Source organism: Micromonospora sp. NPDC047521 (genome assembly GCF_055587305.1).
In genome coordinates this window covers 241,298-255,872 of the sequence record NZ_JBVJGN010000005.1, presented here as the reverse complement: position 1 = coordinate 255,872, position 14,575 = coordinate 241,298, and the positions used below count along the sequence as shown (strand labels likewise).

16 protein-coding genes and 1 pseudogene are annotated in these 14,575 nt (G+C 73.4%); 12 read left to right on the top strand and 5 right to left on the bottom strand.

Going from position 1 to position 14,575, the window contains the following annotated elements; all coding sequences use genetic code 11:
* Positions 1–11: 11 nt before the first annotated feature.
* The 8 genes from ACZ6N8_RS14330 to ACZ6N8_RS14295 all read left to right on the top strand — a co-directional run bounded on the left by ACZ6N8_RS14330 (position 12) and on the right by ACZ6N8_RS14295 (position 8,947).
* A complete protein-coding gene (locus tag ACZ6N8_RS14330; RefSeq protein WP_466010157.1) occupies positions 12–1,160 on the top strand; it encodes an exonuclease SbcCD subunit D in 1,149 nt (382 codons plus the stop codon).
* Entirely contained in the window at positions 1,160–3,634 is a 2,475-nt protein-coding gene (locus ACZ6N8_RS14325) for an AAA family ATPase (RefSeq protein ID WP_466010155.1), read from the top strand. Before ACZ6N8_RS14330 ends, ACZ6N8_RS14325 begins: the two co-directional genes overlap by 1 nt.
* Positions 3,631–4,593 carry a hypothetical protein gene (locus ACZ6N8_RS14320; protein ID WP_387113180.1) on the top strand — a complete coding sequence of 321 codons (963 nt, stop codon included), beginning with the start codon at positions 3,631–3,633 and terminating at the stop codon, positions 4,591–4,593. Before ACZ6N8_RS14325 ends, ACZ6N8_RS14320 begins: the two co-directional genes overlap by 4 nt.
* An 18-nt stretch (positions 4,594–4,611) precedes the next feature.
* Positions 4,612–5,469: a spermidine synthase gene (locus tag ACZ6N8_RS14315; RefSeq protein ID WP_466010153.1), complete on the top strand. Its 858-nt coding sequence runs from the start codon at positions 4,612–4,614 to the stop codon at positions 5,467–5,469.
* Positions 5,470–5,582: 113 nt separating this feature from the next.
* Positions 5,583–6,275 (top strand): sigma-70 family RNA polymerase sigma factor, encoded by a 693-nt coding sequence (locus ACZ6N8_RS14310; RefSeq protein ID WP_139582135.1) that lies wholly within the window; start codon positions 5,583–5,585, stop codon positions 6,273–6,275.
* Positions 6,272–7,054, top strand: coding sequence for an anti-sigma factor family protein (locus ACZ6N8_RS14305; protein WP_466010151.1), 783 nt, complete (start codon positions 6,272–6,274; stop codon positions 7,052–7,054). Before ACZ6N8_RS14310 ends, ACZ6N8_RS14305 begins: the two co-directional genes overlap by 4 nt.
* A 205-nt stretch (positions 7,055–7,259) precedes the next feature.
* Positions 7,260–7,907 carry a hypothetical protein gene (locus tag ACZ6N8_RS14300; RefSeq protein WP_364374930.1) on the top strand — a complete coding sequence of 216 codons (648 nt, stop codon included), beginning with the start codon at positions 7,260–7,262 and terminating at the stop codon, positions 7,905–7,907.
* Between the two features lie 119 nt (positions 7,908–8,026).
* On the top strand, positions 8,027–8,947 hold the full coding sequence (locus ACZ6N8_RS14295; RefSeq protein ID WP_466010149.1) for a DNA-3-methyladenine glycosylase family protein: 921 nt from the start codon (positions 8,027–8,029) through the stop codon (positions 8,945–8,947).
* 12 nt (positions 8,948–8,959) lie between these two features.
* Here ACZ6N8_RS14295 and ACZ6N8_RS14290 read toward each other — a convergent pair whose 3' ends face one another.
* Both ACZ6N8_RS14290 and ACZ6N8_RS14285 read right to left on the bottom strand, forming a co-directional pair.
* Positions 8,960–9,211 carry a DUF1990 family protein gene (locus ACZ6N8_RS14290; protein WP_466010147.1) on the bottom strand — a complete coding sequence of 84 codons (252 nt, stop codon included), beginning with the start codon at positions 9,209–9,211 and terminating at the stop codon, positions 8,960–8,962.
* 113 nt (positions 9,212–9,324) lie between these two features.
* Positions 9,325–9,576, bottom strand: a pseudogene (locus ACZ6N8_RS14285) (DUF1990 family protein); the annotation flags it as partial.
* Here ACZ6N8_RS14285 and ACZ6N8_RS14280 point away from each other — a divergent pair.
* On the top strand, positions 9,557–10,051 hold the full coding sequence (locus ACZ6N8_RS14280) for a GNAT family N-acetyltransferase (RefSeq protein WP_466010145.1): 495 nt from the start codon (positions 9,557–9,559) through the stop codon (positions 10,049–10,051). The pseudogene ACZ6N8_RS14285 and the gene ACZ6N8_RS14280 overlap by 20 nt on opposite strands.
* Here ACZ6N8_RS14280 and ACZ6N8_RS14275 read toward each other — a convergent pair.
* Positions 10,026–10,448: an SRPBCC family protein gene (locus ACZ6N8_RS14275; protein WP_466010144.1), complete on the bottom strand. Its 423-nt coding sequence runs from the start codon at positions 10,446–10,448 to the stop codon at positions 10,026–10,028. The two genes, ACZ6N8_RS14280 and ACZ6N8_RS14275, sit on opposite strands and share 26 nt — an antisense overlap.
* 94 nt (positions 10,449–10,542) lie before the next feature.
* Positions 10,543–10,755, bottom strand: coding sequence for a hypothetical protein (locus ACZ6N8_RS14270; RefSeq protein ID WP_099851492.1), 213 nt, complete (start codon positions 10,753–10,755; stop codon positions 10,543–10,545).
* Positions 10,756–10,890: 135 nt separating this feature from the next.
* Between ACZ6N8_RS14270 and ACZ6N8_RS14265 the strand changes: the two genes are divergently transcribed.
* Both ACZ6N8_RS14265 and ACZ6N8_RS14260 read left to right on the top strand, forming a co-directional pair.
* Positions 10,891–11,997 carry an ATP-dependent DNA ligase gene (locus ACZ6N8_RS14265; protein WP_466010142.1) on the top strand — a complete coding sequence of 369 codons (1,107 nt, stop codon included), beginning with the start codon at positions 10,891–10,893 and terminating at the stop codon, positions 11,995–11,997.
* A gap of 14 nt (positions 11,998–12,011) precedes the next feature.
* Positions 12,012–13,577 carry an alpha/beta hydrolase gene (locus ACZ6N8_RS14260; protein ID WP_466010371.1) on the top strand — a complete coding sequence of 522 codons (1,566 nt, stop codon included), beginning with the start codon at positions 12,012–12,014 and terminating at the stop codon, positions 13,575–13,577.
* On the opposite strand, the gene ACZ6N8_RS14255 is transcribed toward ACZ6N8_RS14260, so the two are convergent.
* Positions 13,504–14,016 carry a potassium channel family protein gene (locus ACZ6N8_RS14255; protein ID WP_466010140.1) on the bottom strand — a complete coding sequence of 171 codons (513 nt, stop codon included), beginning with the start codon at positions 14,014–14,016 and terminating at the stop codon, positions 13,504–13,506. The two genes, ACZ6N8_RS14260 and ACZ6N8_RS14255, sit on opposite strands and share 74 nt — an antisense overlap.
* 73 nt (positions 14,017–14,089) lie before the next feature.
* On the opposite strand from ACZ6N8_RS14255, the gene ACZ6N8_RS14250 reads away from it, so the two are divergent.
* Complete coding sequence (locus ACZ6N8_RS14250) at positions 14,090–14,542, top strand: GNAT family N-acetyltransferase (protein WP_466010138.1); 453 nt, start codon at positions 14,090–14,092, stop codon at positions 14,540–14,542.
* Positions 14,543–14,575 lie beyond the last annotated feature (33 nt).

Genomic DNA, 14,575 nt, shown 5'->3' with positions numbered 1-14,575 from the left:
CCGGAACAGCCATGAAGATCCTGCACACCTCCGACTGGCACGTGGGAAAGGTGCTCAAGGGGCAGTCCCGGGCCGAGGAACACAAGGCCGTACTGGCCGGGGTGATCGACATCGCCCGCGCCGAGCAGCCGGACCTGGTGATCGTCGCCGGTGACCTCTACGACACCGCCGCGCCCACCTCGGAGGCGACACGTCTGGTCACCCGGGCGTTGACCGCGTTGCGGCGTACCGGCGCGGACGTGGTGGCGATCGGCGGCAACCACGACAACGGCCCGGCGCTCGACGCGCTGCGCCCGTGGGCCGACGCCGCGGGCATCACCCTGCGCGGCGGGGTGCGGGAAAACCCCGACGAGCACGTCATCGACGGCACCACCGCCGACGGGGAGCGGTGGCGGTTGGCCGCGCTGCCGTTCCTGTCCCAGCGGTACGCGATCCGCGCGCTGGAGATGTACGAGCTGACCGCCGCCGAGACCAACCAGACGTACGCCGACCACCTGGGTCGGGTGCTGGGGCGACTCACCGAGGGTTTCACCGAACCGGACCGGGTGCACCTGGTCACCGCGCACCTGACGGTGACCGGCGCGGCCACCGGCGGCGGTGAGCGCGACGCGCACACGGTGCTCGGTTACGCCGTGCCGGCCACGGTCTTCCCGGCGACCGCGCACTACGTGGCGCTGGGTCACCTGCACCGGGCGCAGCGCGTCGAGGGCCCGTGCCCGGTGCGCTACAGCGGCAGCCCGCTCGCTGTCGACTTCGGCGAGCAGGAGAACGTCCCGTCGGTGACGATCGTCGAGGTGACGGCCAGCACCGCCGCGCGGGTACGGGAGGTGCCGGTGACCGCGGCGAGTGCGCTGCGGACGGTGCGGGGCACAGTGGCCCAGCTCGCCGAGATCGAGGCGCCGGACGCCTGGCTGCGGGTGTTCGTGCGGGAACAGCCGCGCGCCGGCCTGCGCGAGGAGGTCCAGGAGCTGCTGCCCCGGGCGCTGGAGATCCGGATCGACCCGGAACTGGTGGCCGCGTCGGGCAGTGGCACGCGCATCGCGCAGCGGTCCGGGCGGTCGCCGCGGGAGCTGTTCGCCGACTACCTGGACAGCCGGGGCCACGCCGACGAGGGTGTCCGGGAACTCTTCGACGAGCTCTTCGAGGAGGTCGATCACTGATGCGTCCGATGCGGCTGGACATGGCCGGGTTCACTGTCTTCCGGGACGAGACCACTGTCGACTTCACCGACGCCGACTTCTTCGCCCTGATCGGCCCGACGGGTTCGGGCAAGTCCACGGTGTTGGACGCCATCTGTTTCGCCCTCTACGGCACGGTGCCCCGCTGGGGTGGCGCCAGGGGGTTGGCGAACGCGCTCGCGCCGTCGGCGGCCGAGGCCCGGGTGCGGCTCGTCTTCGAGTCCGGCGGCGCCCGGTACGTGGCGACCCGGGTGGTCCGCCGGGACGGCCGGGGCAACGTGAAGACGGCGAACGCCGGGTTGCAGCTGATGCCTGCCGGTTTCGACGTGACCAAACTGGACACCGGGTTGAGCCCGGACGATCTCGGTGAGGTGGTGGCCGGCACCCCCGCCGAGATGGAGCAGGCGGTGCTGGAGGCGGTGGGGCTGCCGTACGAGCAGTTCACCAGCTGTGTGGTGCTGCCGCAGGGGCAGTTCGCCGATTTCCTGCACGCCAAGCCGGCGACCCGGCAGCAGATCCTGGTCAACCTGCTCGGCCTGGGCGTCTACGAGGACGTGCAGAAGCGGGCGACGGCGCGCGCGGCGCAGGCGGAGGCGCGCCTCGAGGCGGTCGACCAGGTGCTCGCCGGGCTGTCCGATGTGGACGACGAGGCGCTGGCCGAGGCGGACGCCCGGGTCGACCGGATGGTCGAGTTGTCCGCCGCGGTGACCGAGGCGGTGCCGCTCCTGGCGGCGGCCCGGTCCGCCGCACGGGAGGCCGCGGCGGCGCTCACCGCACTCGACGACGAGCTGGCGGTGCTCTCCGACGTGTTCGCGCCGGGCGGCGTGGCCGAGGTGGCGCTCGCGGTGACGACGGCACGGACCGAGGCCGAGGCGGCGGCCACCGCCGTGTCCCTGGCCGAGGAGCGCGAGGAGAAGCTGCGGGGCGAGCTGGCGAGCGCCGGCGACGAGAGCGCGCTGCGACTGCTGCTGCGGGCGTACGACGATCGGGACCGGCTGACCGGCGAGGCCGAGACGGTCCGCGCGGCGGTGCGCGCGGCGGACGAGGAGCACGCCGAGGCGGTGGCCGCGCTGGCGGCTGCCCGCGCGGACGCCGAGCGGGCCGACGCCGAGTTGGAGGCGGCCTTCCGGGCGCACGAGGAGGCGAAAGCCACCGACCTGGCGGTGAGCCTGCGGGTGCACCTGCACCAGGGTGCGCCCTGCCCGGTGTGCGAGCAGCCGGTGGCGCGGGTGCCGGCGGTGCCCGCCGATTCGGCGGTGGCCGCGGCGACGGCGGCCGGCAAGGCGGCGCGGGCCGCCACCAAGGCAGCGCAGGCGGCGGTGCAGCAGCGCGACGCGGCGGCACGGGACCTGGAGCGGCTGCTGGTGCAGGCCCGCGCCCGGCAGGAGCAGGTGGACGCCCGGCTGGCCGAGTTGGCCGGGCAGCTCGCCGGCGCGGCCGAGCCGGCGGTGCTGCGCCGGGAGTTGGCCGAGCACGCCCGGCTGCGGCGCGCGTTGGAGGAGGCGGCAGCCGCGGTACGCGCCGGGCGGGACACCGCCCGTCGGGCCCGGGCCGGGGTGGACGCCGCCGAGGAGCGGCTGCGGGCGGCGTGGCGGGGCTTCGACACCACCCGGGACGGGTTGGCCCGGTTCGGTCCACCCGCGACGGACCGGGGCGACGTGGCCACCGCCTGGGCGGCGTTGACCGGTTGGGCGGCGGCCGAGGCGGACCGGCGCCGCGCCGACCGGGCGGGCCGGGCGACTGCTGTCGCCGAGGCCGAGGCGGCGGCCGACGCGGTACAGCGGCAGATCGCCTACCGCTTCGCCACTGCCGACGTGCCGGTCGGCGATGACCCGGTGCACGCCGCGACGGTGGCGGTGGAGCGGGCCGAGGCGGACCGCCGCCGGCTGCGGGAGCGCCGCGAGCAGGCCGGGACGCTGCGCGAGCAGCGCGTCGGCCACGAGCGGGAGGCGCAGGTCGCCCGCGCCCTCGCCGGGCACCTGCGCGCCAACAACTTCGAACGGTGGCTGCTGGCCGAGGCGTTGGACCTGCTTGTCGACGGGGCGTCGGGGATCCTGCGGGAGCTGTCCGCCGGGCAGTACGAGCTGGTGCACGACAAGGGCGAGTTCTTCGTGGTCGACCACCACGACGCGGGGCTGCGGCGGGGCGTGCGCACCCTCTCCGGTGGTGAGACGTTCCAGGCGTCGCTGGCGTTGGCGCTGGCGCTCTCCGAGCAGCTGGCAGGCATGTCGACAACCGCGGCGAGCCTGGAGTCGATCGTCCTGGACGAGGGTTTCGGCACCCTGGACGCCGCCACACTGGACACGGTGGCGGCCACCCTGGAGAACCTGGCCGCCCGGGGTGACCGGATGGTCGGCGTGGTCACCCACGTGTCGGCGCTGGCCGAACGCATCCCGGTGCGCTTCGAGGTGCGCAAGGACGCCCGGTCCGCGCGGGTCGAGCGGACGGGCCGGTGAGCGACGCGGCGTTCTTCGTCGACTCCTGGGATCCGGCGTACGGGGCGTCGTTCGAGGCGTCCGCCGCCGGGCCGGCCGCGCCGAGCAGCGCGCAGGTCGACGCGGACGTGGAGCTGCCCGCCGCGGAGTGGCGGGCGATCGGGGTACGCCCCGGAGTGCGGGCGCCCGACGTGGTGCTGATGGTCGACGGGGTCCGCCGGATCGACGCGAGCATCTGGACGGCCGAGGACGACGGCGGGTCGTTCCCCGGGTTGGCCGCCTCGTACGCGGCGGGCGTGGTCCGCTGCGACCTGGGGGCGGGTGCGGCCCAGTTGGCGGGTACCCGCGTCGGGCGGGGGTTGTTCACGGCGAGCCCGTCGGCGCAGGACGTGGTGGCGGGCGCGATCCGTTACCCGGTGCACCGGGTGGGCGGCACCGGTGAGCTGGCGAAGTTGCCGGCCGCCGTGCAGGGCCCGCTGACCGCACTGGAGGTGGCGGTGTCGGACGCGGCCCGCGTCGACGGTGACCTGCTGGTGGTGGACGGCCCGTTGCGCAGTCGGCGGCAGTTGCCGCGCACACTCGGCTACATCAAGACCCAGCACAGCCAGTACCTTGATGCCCGGCTGACGGCAGTGGTGACCGCGCTGGCGTCGGGTGAGCGGTCGCCTGTGTTCCGGCTGGGCACCGCCTGGGGCGGCTGGTCGTGGTACGTGCGGCTGCCGGTGGCCGTGGGAGCGCCGTGGGCGGGCATCGTGCGGGTGGAGTGTTCGGCCGACCTGCCGGTCGAGGCGGCGATCGAGCTTGCCGACCTGTCGCTCGTCACACTGCCCCGGTTCGCCTCGACGCCGTACAAGGATCCCCGGGCTCCGCAGAATCTGATTCCGATCGCCGGGCTGGAGCGCCGGCTCCGCGCCCTGCTCGGTGATTCCCGGCTGCTGCACCGCGCGTTGACCACCGCGTCGCGCGCCGCGGCCCGTTGAGCAGGGACGCCTGTCGTCGTGGGCCGTAAGCGGGCGGGTGACCGGGTGGTCGAGCAGGTGGACACCGGGCTGGCCGAGTTGGTGCCGTCACCGGACCGGGCCGGCTCGTGGACGTTGCTGTTGGACGGCGCGCCGCAGTCGCACGTCGACCTGACCGATCCCACCCACCTGGAGTTCGAGTACGTCAGGCGGCTGGCCGCCGCGGTGGATCTGCTCGCGCCGCCGGGTGAGCCGTTGCGGGTGCTGCATCTCGGCGGCGGCGCGTTGACCCTGCCCAGGTACGTGTCGGCGACCCGGCCCGGCTCCACCCAGCGGGTGTCCGAGGTGGACGGCGCGCTGGTGGAGCTGGTCCGGCGGGCGTTGCCCTGGCCGACGGACACGCGGCTGCGCGTGCGGGTCGAGGACGCCCGTGCCGTGCTGGCCGCCACCCGGGACGCCAGTTACGACGTGGTGGTAGCCGACGTCTTCGCCGGTGCCCGCACCCCGGCGCACCTCACCTCTGTGGAGTACGCGACGGAGGTGGCCCGGGTGCTGCGCCCGGCGGGCTGGTACCTGGCGAACCTGGCCGACGGTCCGCCACTGCGGCACGCCCGGGGGCAGGTCGCCACTGTCCGTTCGGTGCTGCCGCGGGCCTGCCTGATCGGGGACGCGGCGGTGCTGCGGGGCCGCCGGTACGGCAACCTGGTGCTGGTGGCGGGGCGTACGACGCCTCCGGTGCCGGAGTTGACCCGGCGGGCGGCCGGCGACTGGTTCCCCGGGCGGGTGGTCGCAGGTGACGAGCTGGACCGTTTCGTCGGTGGCGCGGCGGTGGTGCGGGACGCGGACGCCACCGGTTCGGATCCGCCGCCGCCGGGCCTTTTCTCCGTACGCCGCTGACCGTCGCGCAGAAGTTTTTTCGCGCTTTGTTGATCCGCTCGCGGCGGTGCTGCGTACCACCGGGCGGCCCACCTCGTGGGCCGGCGTTGGTCACGGACATCCCGGAGGTCTGCATGCATGCGGTGGCGGCCGGTTGGCATGGCGACGCGGTACGTGCGGACTGGATGTCCGCGCGGTCCTCGTCACGGCCGACCTCGTCTGCCCGTGGGGTCGACGCCCGCGCGACGGCTCGCCAGAATGGTCCGGTGACGCCGCGACCGGCGCCCGGGCGCCATCAGGCGACGTCAACCGAGGCGAGCCACTCCGACCAGTTGATCCGGCTGCTCTACGCGGAGCACGCCGGTCCGTTGCTGATGTTCGTCATGCGGCTCACCGGGGGGGACCGGCAGCGCGCGGAGGACATCGTGCAGGAGACGCTGCTGCGGGCCTGGCGCAACGCGCACCGGCTCGGCGCGCAGGGGCAGGGTTCGTTGCGACCGTGGCTGGTCACGGTGGCCCGTCGGATCGCCATCGACGAGCACCGCAGCCAGGAGGCCCGCCCGCCGGAGACGTACGACCGGGACCTGACGGCGTTCGCCGAGGCGGACAGCACGGACCGGGTGCTGCGCACCATGACGGTGGCGGACGCGCTGCGTACGCTGAGTCAGTCACACCGGGAGATCCTGGTGGCGACGTACTTCCGGGGACGGACTGTCCCCGAGGCCGCCGAGGAGTTGGGGCTTCCTCTCGGCACCGCGAAGTCGCGGGTCTACTACGCGCTGCGCGCGCTGCGCACGGCTCTGCAGGAGCGGGGGGTGACAGAATGAGCCGGCCAGACCACATGGACGTCGCCGCGTACGCGCTCGGCGTGCTCGACGAGCAGGACACCGAGCGGTTCGAGGAGCATCTCGCCGCCTGCTGGGCGTGTGCGGCCGAGTTGGAGACCATGGTGCCGGTGGTCGGGCTGCTCTCCGACATCGACGGCGAGACGATGATGGCGTTGGAGCAGACCGCGACGGATCCGGCGCTGCTGGACCGGACGTTGGGCGCTGTTCGCGCCGACCGTCGGCGTACCCGGTTTCGTCAGCTCCTCGCCACCGCCGCGGCGGTGGTGGTGTTCGGCGGGTTGACCGGGTACGGGTTCGTCAGCGTGGCAGGCGACGAGGCGCCGGGGGTGCTCGCCGACCCGACGGCGACGGCGGCGGTGAACGACCCGCCGACGAGCGTGCCGACGGCGCCGCCGAGCGGCCCGGGTGTGGGCGGCACCGAGGAGGAGGGTGACCAGGTCGACGCGACCGACCCGACCACAGGTGTGCAGACGACCATGTTCCTGGTGAAGCGGGACTACGGCACCCGGATCAATTTCAGTCTCCGCAAGTTGCCCGGCCCGCGTACCTGCCGGTTGGTGGTGGTACGCAAGAACGCCGACACCGAGGTGATTTCCACGTGGTCGGTGCCGGAGGGCGGCTACGGCACGAACACCAGGCCGCAGGGTCTCGAGTTGAGTGCCTCCACGGCGGCCCCGACGAACGACATCAAGCAGATCCAGGTGCAGTCGGTGGACGCCAATGGGGTGGCGAGTCCCCTGGTCACGGTCCCCATGTAGGTCGCTTCGACACGTCGGCGCCGGTCATTGTGACAATGGCCGGCGCTGATCTGTCGTGGCACCGGAAAGGTCCCGTACCGGGGCGTACGAGCGGCAGCCCCGATCGGTTCAATCAATCAAAGTGAAATTGACCACTGTTGCTTTTTCAACCTTGACAGCCTTCCCCCCGTACCTATGGGTGAACTGCCAAGAATGAGGAGGGCACGTGGCACAGATGAAGCGGACCGTCATCGTCGCGAGCGCGATGGTCGCACTAACGGCCTGCGCTCCCGCGGGTTACGACGGGGCGAACCCGGGCGCGGCTGAGCCGGTCGCCGTCGCCGCGGCCGAGCCCACCGCATCGGCGGAACCCGAGGCGTCGGCGGCGCCGGAGGCGCCGGTCGCCGACGCGCCGCCCGCGAACGTCGACCTGACCGAGCAGTTGATCGGCAAGAGCGTCGCCCGGATGGGCAAGGTCGTCACCGACCAGGACGGTTGGATCCTGTACCGCTTCGACAAGGACACCGCCGACCCGCCGGCGTCGAACTGCGTCGACAAGTGCGCCGAGGTGTGGCCCCCCGCGCTGACCGACGGCAACCCGCAGCTCACCGGCGTCTCGGACGACAAGGTCGGCAGCGTGACCCGGCAGGACGGCACCCGCCAGCTCACCGTCGGCGGCTGGCCGGTGTACCGCTACATCGGTGACAAGAAGCCCGGGCAGTGGAAGGGCCAGGCCGTCGGCGGCACCTGGTTCGTGGTGCAGCCGGACGGCAAGAAGAACCTGAGCTGCCTGCCCAAGGGCACCCCGAAGGCGGTCGCCCCGCCGGCGGACAGCGGGTCGAACGACGCCGGAGGCTCGGGCTACTCGTACTGAGCCAGCGGGACACGGTGGTCGGTCGCAGCCGGGGAGGGCGCGGCCGGCCATCGTCGTACCCGGGATGCCGACGCCACGGCGGTGCCGGCGTCCCGTCTGGCACCTGGCACAGTGGCGGGGTGACCGGAACCGGGCCCGCCGCGACGCGGGTGCTGCACCCGCCGGCCGGCTACCGGCTGGCGGCGTCGGTCCGCGCGCTCACCTTCAGCCCGTACGACCCGTGCGCGCGCGTCGCCGCCGGCACCTTCTGGTGGGCCACCCGCACCCCGGACGGGCCGGCCACCCTGGCCCTGCGGCCCGGTGGCGGCACGCTGCTGGCCGAGGGCTACGGGCCGGGCGCCGAGCACGTCCTGGCCCGCGCCGACGCGATCGCCGGGCTCCGCGACGACCAGAGCGGCTTCGCCGAGCTGGCGGCGGCACATCCGCTGGTCGCCCGGCTGGCCCGGGAGCACCGGGGGTTGCGGATGCCGGCGACCGGGCAGGTCTTCCCCCGGCTGCTGCGCGCGGTCTTCGAGCAGAAGGTCACCGGCAAGGAGGCCTACCGGGCGTACGCGGCGACCGTGCGGCACTTCCGCGAACCGGCGCCGAGCCCCCTGCAACCGCTGCTGCTGCCGCCCGAACCGGCGGCGGTGGCGGCGACCCCGTACTGGGTGTTCCACCCGTTCGGGGTGGAGCAGCGGCGCGCGGACACGTTGCGCCGCGCCGCCGCGCTCGCCGACCGGTTGGAGCGCTGCGCCGACGCCACCGAGGCGACCCGCCGGTTGACCGCCATCGCCGGCATCGGGCCGTGGACGGCCGCCGAGGTGGTCCGGATCGCGTACGGCGACCCGGACGCGGTGAGCGTCGGCGACTTCCACATCCCGAACACGGTGGCCTGGGCGCTGGCCGGCGAACCCCGGGGCGACGACGCCCGGATGCTGGCCCTGCTGGAGCCCTTCCGGGGTCACCGGGGCCGGGTGTGCCTGCTGCTGGAGGCCGCCGGCATCCAGGCGCCGAAGTACGGGCCGCGCGCCCCGATCCGTTCCTTCGCCAGGTACTGAGCGCTGCGGCGGTCAGCGCTCGACGCAGAGCCGGCGCAGGGTGCGACCGAGCCACCAGGCGTACGCGTGCTGCACCGCCCGGACGGCCGGGCCGGCGGCGCGGGTGAACCAGCGGTCGGCGAGGCTGAACGCGCGTACCTCGAACCAGACCGCGCCGGTGTCGTCCCGGCCGACCACGAACGCCTCCTCGCCCCGCTCCGGATGTCCGGGCAGGGTGCCGTAGCCGAAGCCGGCGAGCGTGGGCGAATCCTCGCTCCAGACCACCCGGCAGGGTCCCAGACGCGGGCCGGGCCGACACCGAGCCCGGCCGTCACCAGCACGCCGGCGGTGGCGCGCGGCGAGTCGGTGCGCATCCGGACCCCGGCGGCGCGGTGCAGCCGCCAGCTCAGCACCGCCTCGGCCGCGCTCGCGAAGGAGCCGGCCGGCAGCGGGGTCCGGTGGCGCAGGTGGTGGTATCCGCCGGGCAGCGGGCCGTGCCGGGTCTCCCCCACCTCCGGGTAGGTCAGCTCGGCCACCGCTCCCCCTCGCCGTCGTCGGACCCCGCAAGGGTACGGCCGGTGCGGGCGGGCCACCCATCGACGAGGTGAACGGCTGTGGTGTGCTGCCCGGATGAGCACCGAGGCGAGCATCGTCCCGGCCGGCGTCGCGGACGCCGGCGAGATCCTCACCGTGCAACGCGCCGCCTACCTGACCGAGGCGCAGCACTACCGCGACCCGTTCCTCCCGCCGTTGACCGAGACCCTGGACGAGGTCGTGGCGGCGTTGACCGGCCCGGCGATCGTGCTCGCGGCCCGGCTGGGTCACCGGCTGGTCGGATCGGTGCGGGCCCAGCTGGACGGGGACACCGCGCGGATCGGCCGACTGTCGGTCGCACCGGACCAGCAGGGACGGGGGGTCGGGGCGCGACTGCTCACGGCGATCGAGGACGCCTGCGCGGGCCGGGTCGCCCGGTTCACCCTGTTCACCGGTGCGGACAGCGCGACCAACCTGCGGCTGTACGAGCGCCACGGCTACCGGATCACGGCGCACCGGCCGGACCCGAACGGCGTCCCGCTTGTCGTGCTGGAGAAGCCGGCGGTCAGCCCCGCTCGCACCGACGCCTGAGCCCGTCGGCCTCGGTGCGCACATAGCGGCGCAGCAGCCCGCCGTACAGCCAGCCGACCGGCCCCGCCAGCGGTCCGGTCTGGACGACTGCCAGCTCGACCCGGGTACGTCCGTCGGGCAGCCGCAGCAGCCGGTGCTCGCCCCGGGTGTGCACCCCCGGGGTCGCGGAGACCCAGGTGAACTCCCGTCCCTCGGTCAGCTCGGTGACCCGCCACACCGCCGGCCGCAGCCGGGGCTGGGTCAGTCGGGCGGTCGCACCGACGGTCAGCGGCCCCGACTCGCCCCGCTCCGCCCGACTCACCGAGGCCGTCCACTCCGGCCAGCGCCGCACGTCGGTGAGCACCGCCCAGACCTCCTCGGGGGTGGCGTCGATCTCCGTACCGGCCTCGAACCGCATCGTGTCCCCTCCCCGGCGGTGCCACCCGGCGCCGCCGGAGAGGACGACGAGACAACCGGGGAGATCGTGACGGCCGGGTGCCGGGCGGTCGGTATCAGGCGGCTTCGCGCAGGTCGGCGAGGCTCAGCGGGGTACGACGGCGCAGCAGTTCCTCAAGCTCGGGCACCGAACCGACCTCGCCGAGCACGTTCCGGCCGCCGCCGAACCGCTCCGGGTAGCGGCGGGTCAGCCGGTACCGGTAGCGGCCCCGGATCAACTCGACGCTGACCCGCCACCGCCCGCAGCAGTCACAGACCCACTCGGACACCTCGCGAAAGTAGCTCTGACCTGCGGTTATCTGATTCGCCCGGCGGGGACGAGCGGCGCGGCGCAGGACACCTCGCCCGCGTACCCCCGGTGATCTGCCTCACGGCTGTCGGTGCCGTCTGATTGACTGGTCGCCGTGGACCTGCCGATCAACCCTCCGGTCGAGCCGATGTTGGCCAAGAGCGTCGCCAAGCTACCCACCACCCCCGGGGTGACCTACGAGCCCAAGTGGGACGGGTTCCGGTGCATCGTGTTCCGCGACGGCAACGAGGTCGAGCTGGCCAGTCGCGGCGGCAAGTCGATGACCCGCTACTTCCCCGAGGTCGTCGAGCAGGCCCGCCAACAGTTGCCCGAGCGGTGCGCCGTCGACGGTGAGCTGATCGTGATCCGGCGGGACGGCCCGGGTGGCCAGCCGCGGCTGGACTTCGAGCTGCTGGGTCAGCGCATCCATCCGGCCGCGTCCCGGGTGAAGCTGCTGGCCGAGACCACTCCGGCGGATTTCGTCGCGTTCGACCTGCTGGCCATCGGTGACGAGTCGTTGCTCGACGAGCCCTATCCCCGTCGCCGGGAACGGCTGGTCGAGGCGCTGGCAGGGGTGCGGCCGCCGGTGCACGTCACCCAGGTCACCACCGACGCCGAGACGGCCCGCCGCTGGTTCGACGTCTTCGAGGGCGCCGGGCTGGACGGGCTGATCGTCAAGCCGGCCGACCTGCCGTACGAGCCGGGCAAGCGGCTGATGTTCAAGGTCAAGCACGCCCGTACCGCCGACGTGGTGGTGGCGGGTTTCCGCTGGCACAAGTCCGGTCCGGTGGTCGGCTCGCTCCTGCTCGGCCTGTACGACGACGCGGGGGTCCTGCACCATGTGGGGGTGAGCGCGTCGTTCACCATGGCGCGCCGGGCCGAGCTGCTCGACGAGTTGGCCCCCTACCGGGACATCGGCGGTGAGCACCCGTGGGTGCACGGTGATCACGAGCGCGGCCAGCGCATCCCGGGTGGGGTGAGCCGGTGGACCGGTACGAAGAACCTGGAGTGGGAGCCGCTGCGCCCCGAGCTGGTGGTCGAGGTGGGTTACGACGCGATGGAGGGTGAGCGGTTCCGGCACACCGCGCGGTTCGTCAGGTGGCGACCGGATCGCGATCCCCGCTCCTGCCGTTACGACCAGCTCGACCGTCCGATCCGCTTCGACGTGGACCAGGTGCTGCGCGGCGATCCGGCGGCCACCGTGGACCGGGCAGCCACGTGACCCGCACCGTTGACCTGGCACATCGTGTCCGGCGTACTCTCGTGGCCTTCGGCGTCGCGGCTCTGCTCACCGCCGGCTGCACCCTGCCGGCGTTCGCGCCGCGCACCGAGGTGGAGGGCGCGGCCGCGCCGACGGGCAGCACGCCGACCTGGCGGGCCTGCCCGGAGGTCGCCGACGAGCTGGTCGGGCGCGGCGCACCGGACATGCGGTACGAGTGCACCCGGATCGCGGTTCCCCGTGACTGGGGCACCGGTGGCGGGGCGGCCGCCGGTCCGGGCGCCGGGCAGACCTTCGAGATCGCCCTGCTGCGCGCGCGCTCCACGAAGCAGCGCGACCGGATCGGCTCGCTGGTGGTGAACCCGGGCGGCCCCGGCGGGTCCGGCGTCGACACCGCCGTCTACCTCTCCTTCGGCACGCAGTTCGGCGGGCTTCCCCCCTCGGTCACCGAACGCTTCGACATCGTCGGCTTCGACCCGCGCGGGGTGTCCCGGTCCAGCCCGGTGAAGTGCATCTCCGACGCCGACCTGGACGCCAGTTTCGGCTACGACCCGGATCCGGCAAGCCAGTCGGCGTTCGACGGTTTCGTCGGGCTGAGCCAGCGGATCGGGCGTGGCTGCGGAGACAGGTACGGCGATCAGTTGCCGCTGTACGGCAGCGAGCAGGCGGCCCGCGACATGGACGCGGTGCGCGCCGCCGTCGGCGACGACAAGCTGACCTACCTGGGTTACTCGTACGGCACCCTGCTCGGCGCCATCTACGCGCAGCTCTACCCGCAGCGGGTGCGGGCGCTGGTGCTCGACGGCGCGGTCGACCCGCAGCAGCGGCTGGTGGCCGGGTCGGAGAGTCAGGCCCGCGGCTTCGAGCGGGCCTTCGACAACTTCGCCCGCTGGTGCGCGGCGAACGCCGACCGCTGCCCGATCGCCCCGGACGCCCGCGCCGCGGTCACCTCGGCCATCGACAAGGCCAAGGTGTCGCCGGTACGCGGCGCCGACGGCCGGGAGGCCACCGCCGGGTGGGTGTTCTACGCGGTCATCTCCTCGCTGTACACGGAGTCTGGCTGGCAGGAGCTGGCCCGGGCGATCGACCGACTGGCCGAGGGTGATCCGAAGGACGTGTTCCGGCTCGCCGACTCGTACGCCGGCCGGGAGAGCGACGGGCACTATTCGAACCTGTTCGACGCCAACCTGGCCATCAACTGCGCTGACGAGACCGAGAAGCCGAGCCGGGAGCAGATCCGCCAGTTGCAGTCCCAGTGGCGCACGAAATATCCGCTGTTCGGGCCGGCGCTCGCGGTGGGCATGGTGAGTTGCGTCGAGTGGCCGGGCGGGCGTGACCCGTACCCGACCGGGAAGGCGAACGGCGCACCGCCGATCGTGGTGGTCGGCACCACAGGCGACCCGGCGACGCCGTACGAGCAGACTCCCCGGCTCGCCTCCATGCTGGGCGTCGGTCGGGTGCTCACCTGGGAGGGTGAGGGGCACACCGCGTACCCGCAGACGTCCTGCATCACCGACGCGGTCGACGCCTACCTGATCGACCTGACCGTGCCACGGGAGGGCCTGCGCTGCCCGGCTCGCTGACCGGCTGGACCGGCGGCAGGGGCGGCACCTCGATCCCCTGCCGGGCGGCCAACTCCTCCACCAGCGCCCGCATCCGGCGCACGTCGGCCTTGAGCTGCTCCTGCTCCTCGTGCTCGAACGCGTCGTCGTCGACGATGAGCCGGCTCGCGAAGTGCGCGGTGATCAGCGGGATGACCAGCAGCACCATTGTCGAGATGAGCAGCGCGGCGAGCGTACGACCCGCCCAGGTCGTCGGCGAGATGTCGCCGTACCCGACGGTCGAGGCGGTGACCACCGCCCACCAGACGGCGTCCGCCGGGCTGCGCTGCTCGACCTCCCCGTAGATGACCCCGGCCACGACGATCATCAGCAGGTACGAGGTGATCAGCGTGCGGGGTGAGTTCGCGAACCACACCAACGCCCGGTAGATCCACCGGAACGGCAGCAGCAAGACTTCCATGCCGCTCATGCTGCGCCCTGCCGGCAACCGCCACCGACCCACTCGTCGACGTCGCTGTGTCAGGCTCATCGGCATGACCGACGTGATCTTCCGGGAGGCGGTCCGGGCCGACCTGCCCGCCGTCATCGCCCTGCTCGCCGACGACGTGCTGGGCAAGGCCCGCGACTTCACAGTGGTCGACGAGGCCTACGAGAGGGCGTTCGCGGACATCAGCGCGGATCCGCGCAACCAGCTGATCGTCGCCGAGCAGGACGGCGAGCTGGTCGGCTGCCTCCAGATCACCTACATTCCCGGGCTGGGCCGGCACGGTGCCGAACGGTCGCTTATCGAGTCGGTCCGCGTCCGCTCCGACCGGCGCGGCCAGGGGTTGGGCCGGGAGCTGATGACCTGGGCGGTCGACCAGGCCCGCCAGCGGAGCTGCGCGCTCGTGCAGCTCACCACCGACAAGACCCGCGACGACGCGCACCGCTTCTATCTGAGCCTCGGCTTCGTGGCCAGCCACGAGGGCATGAAGTTGGCGCTCTGACGCCGTGCCCCCAGCCCGGGGATGTGGTCGTCG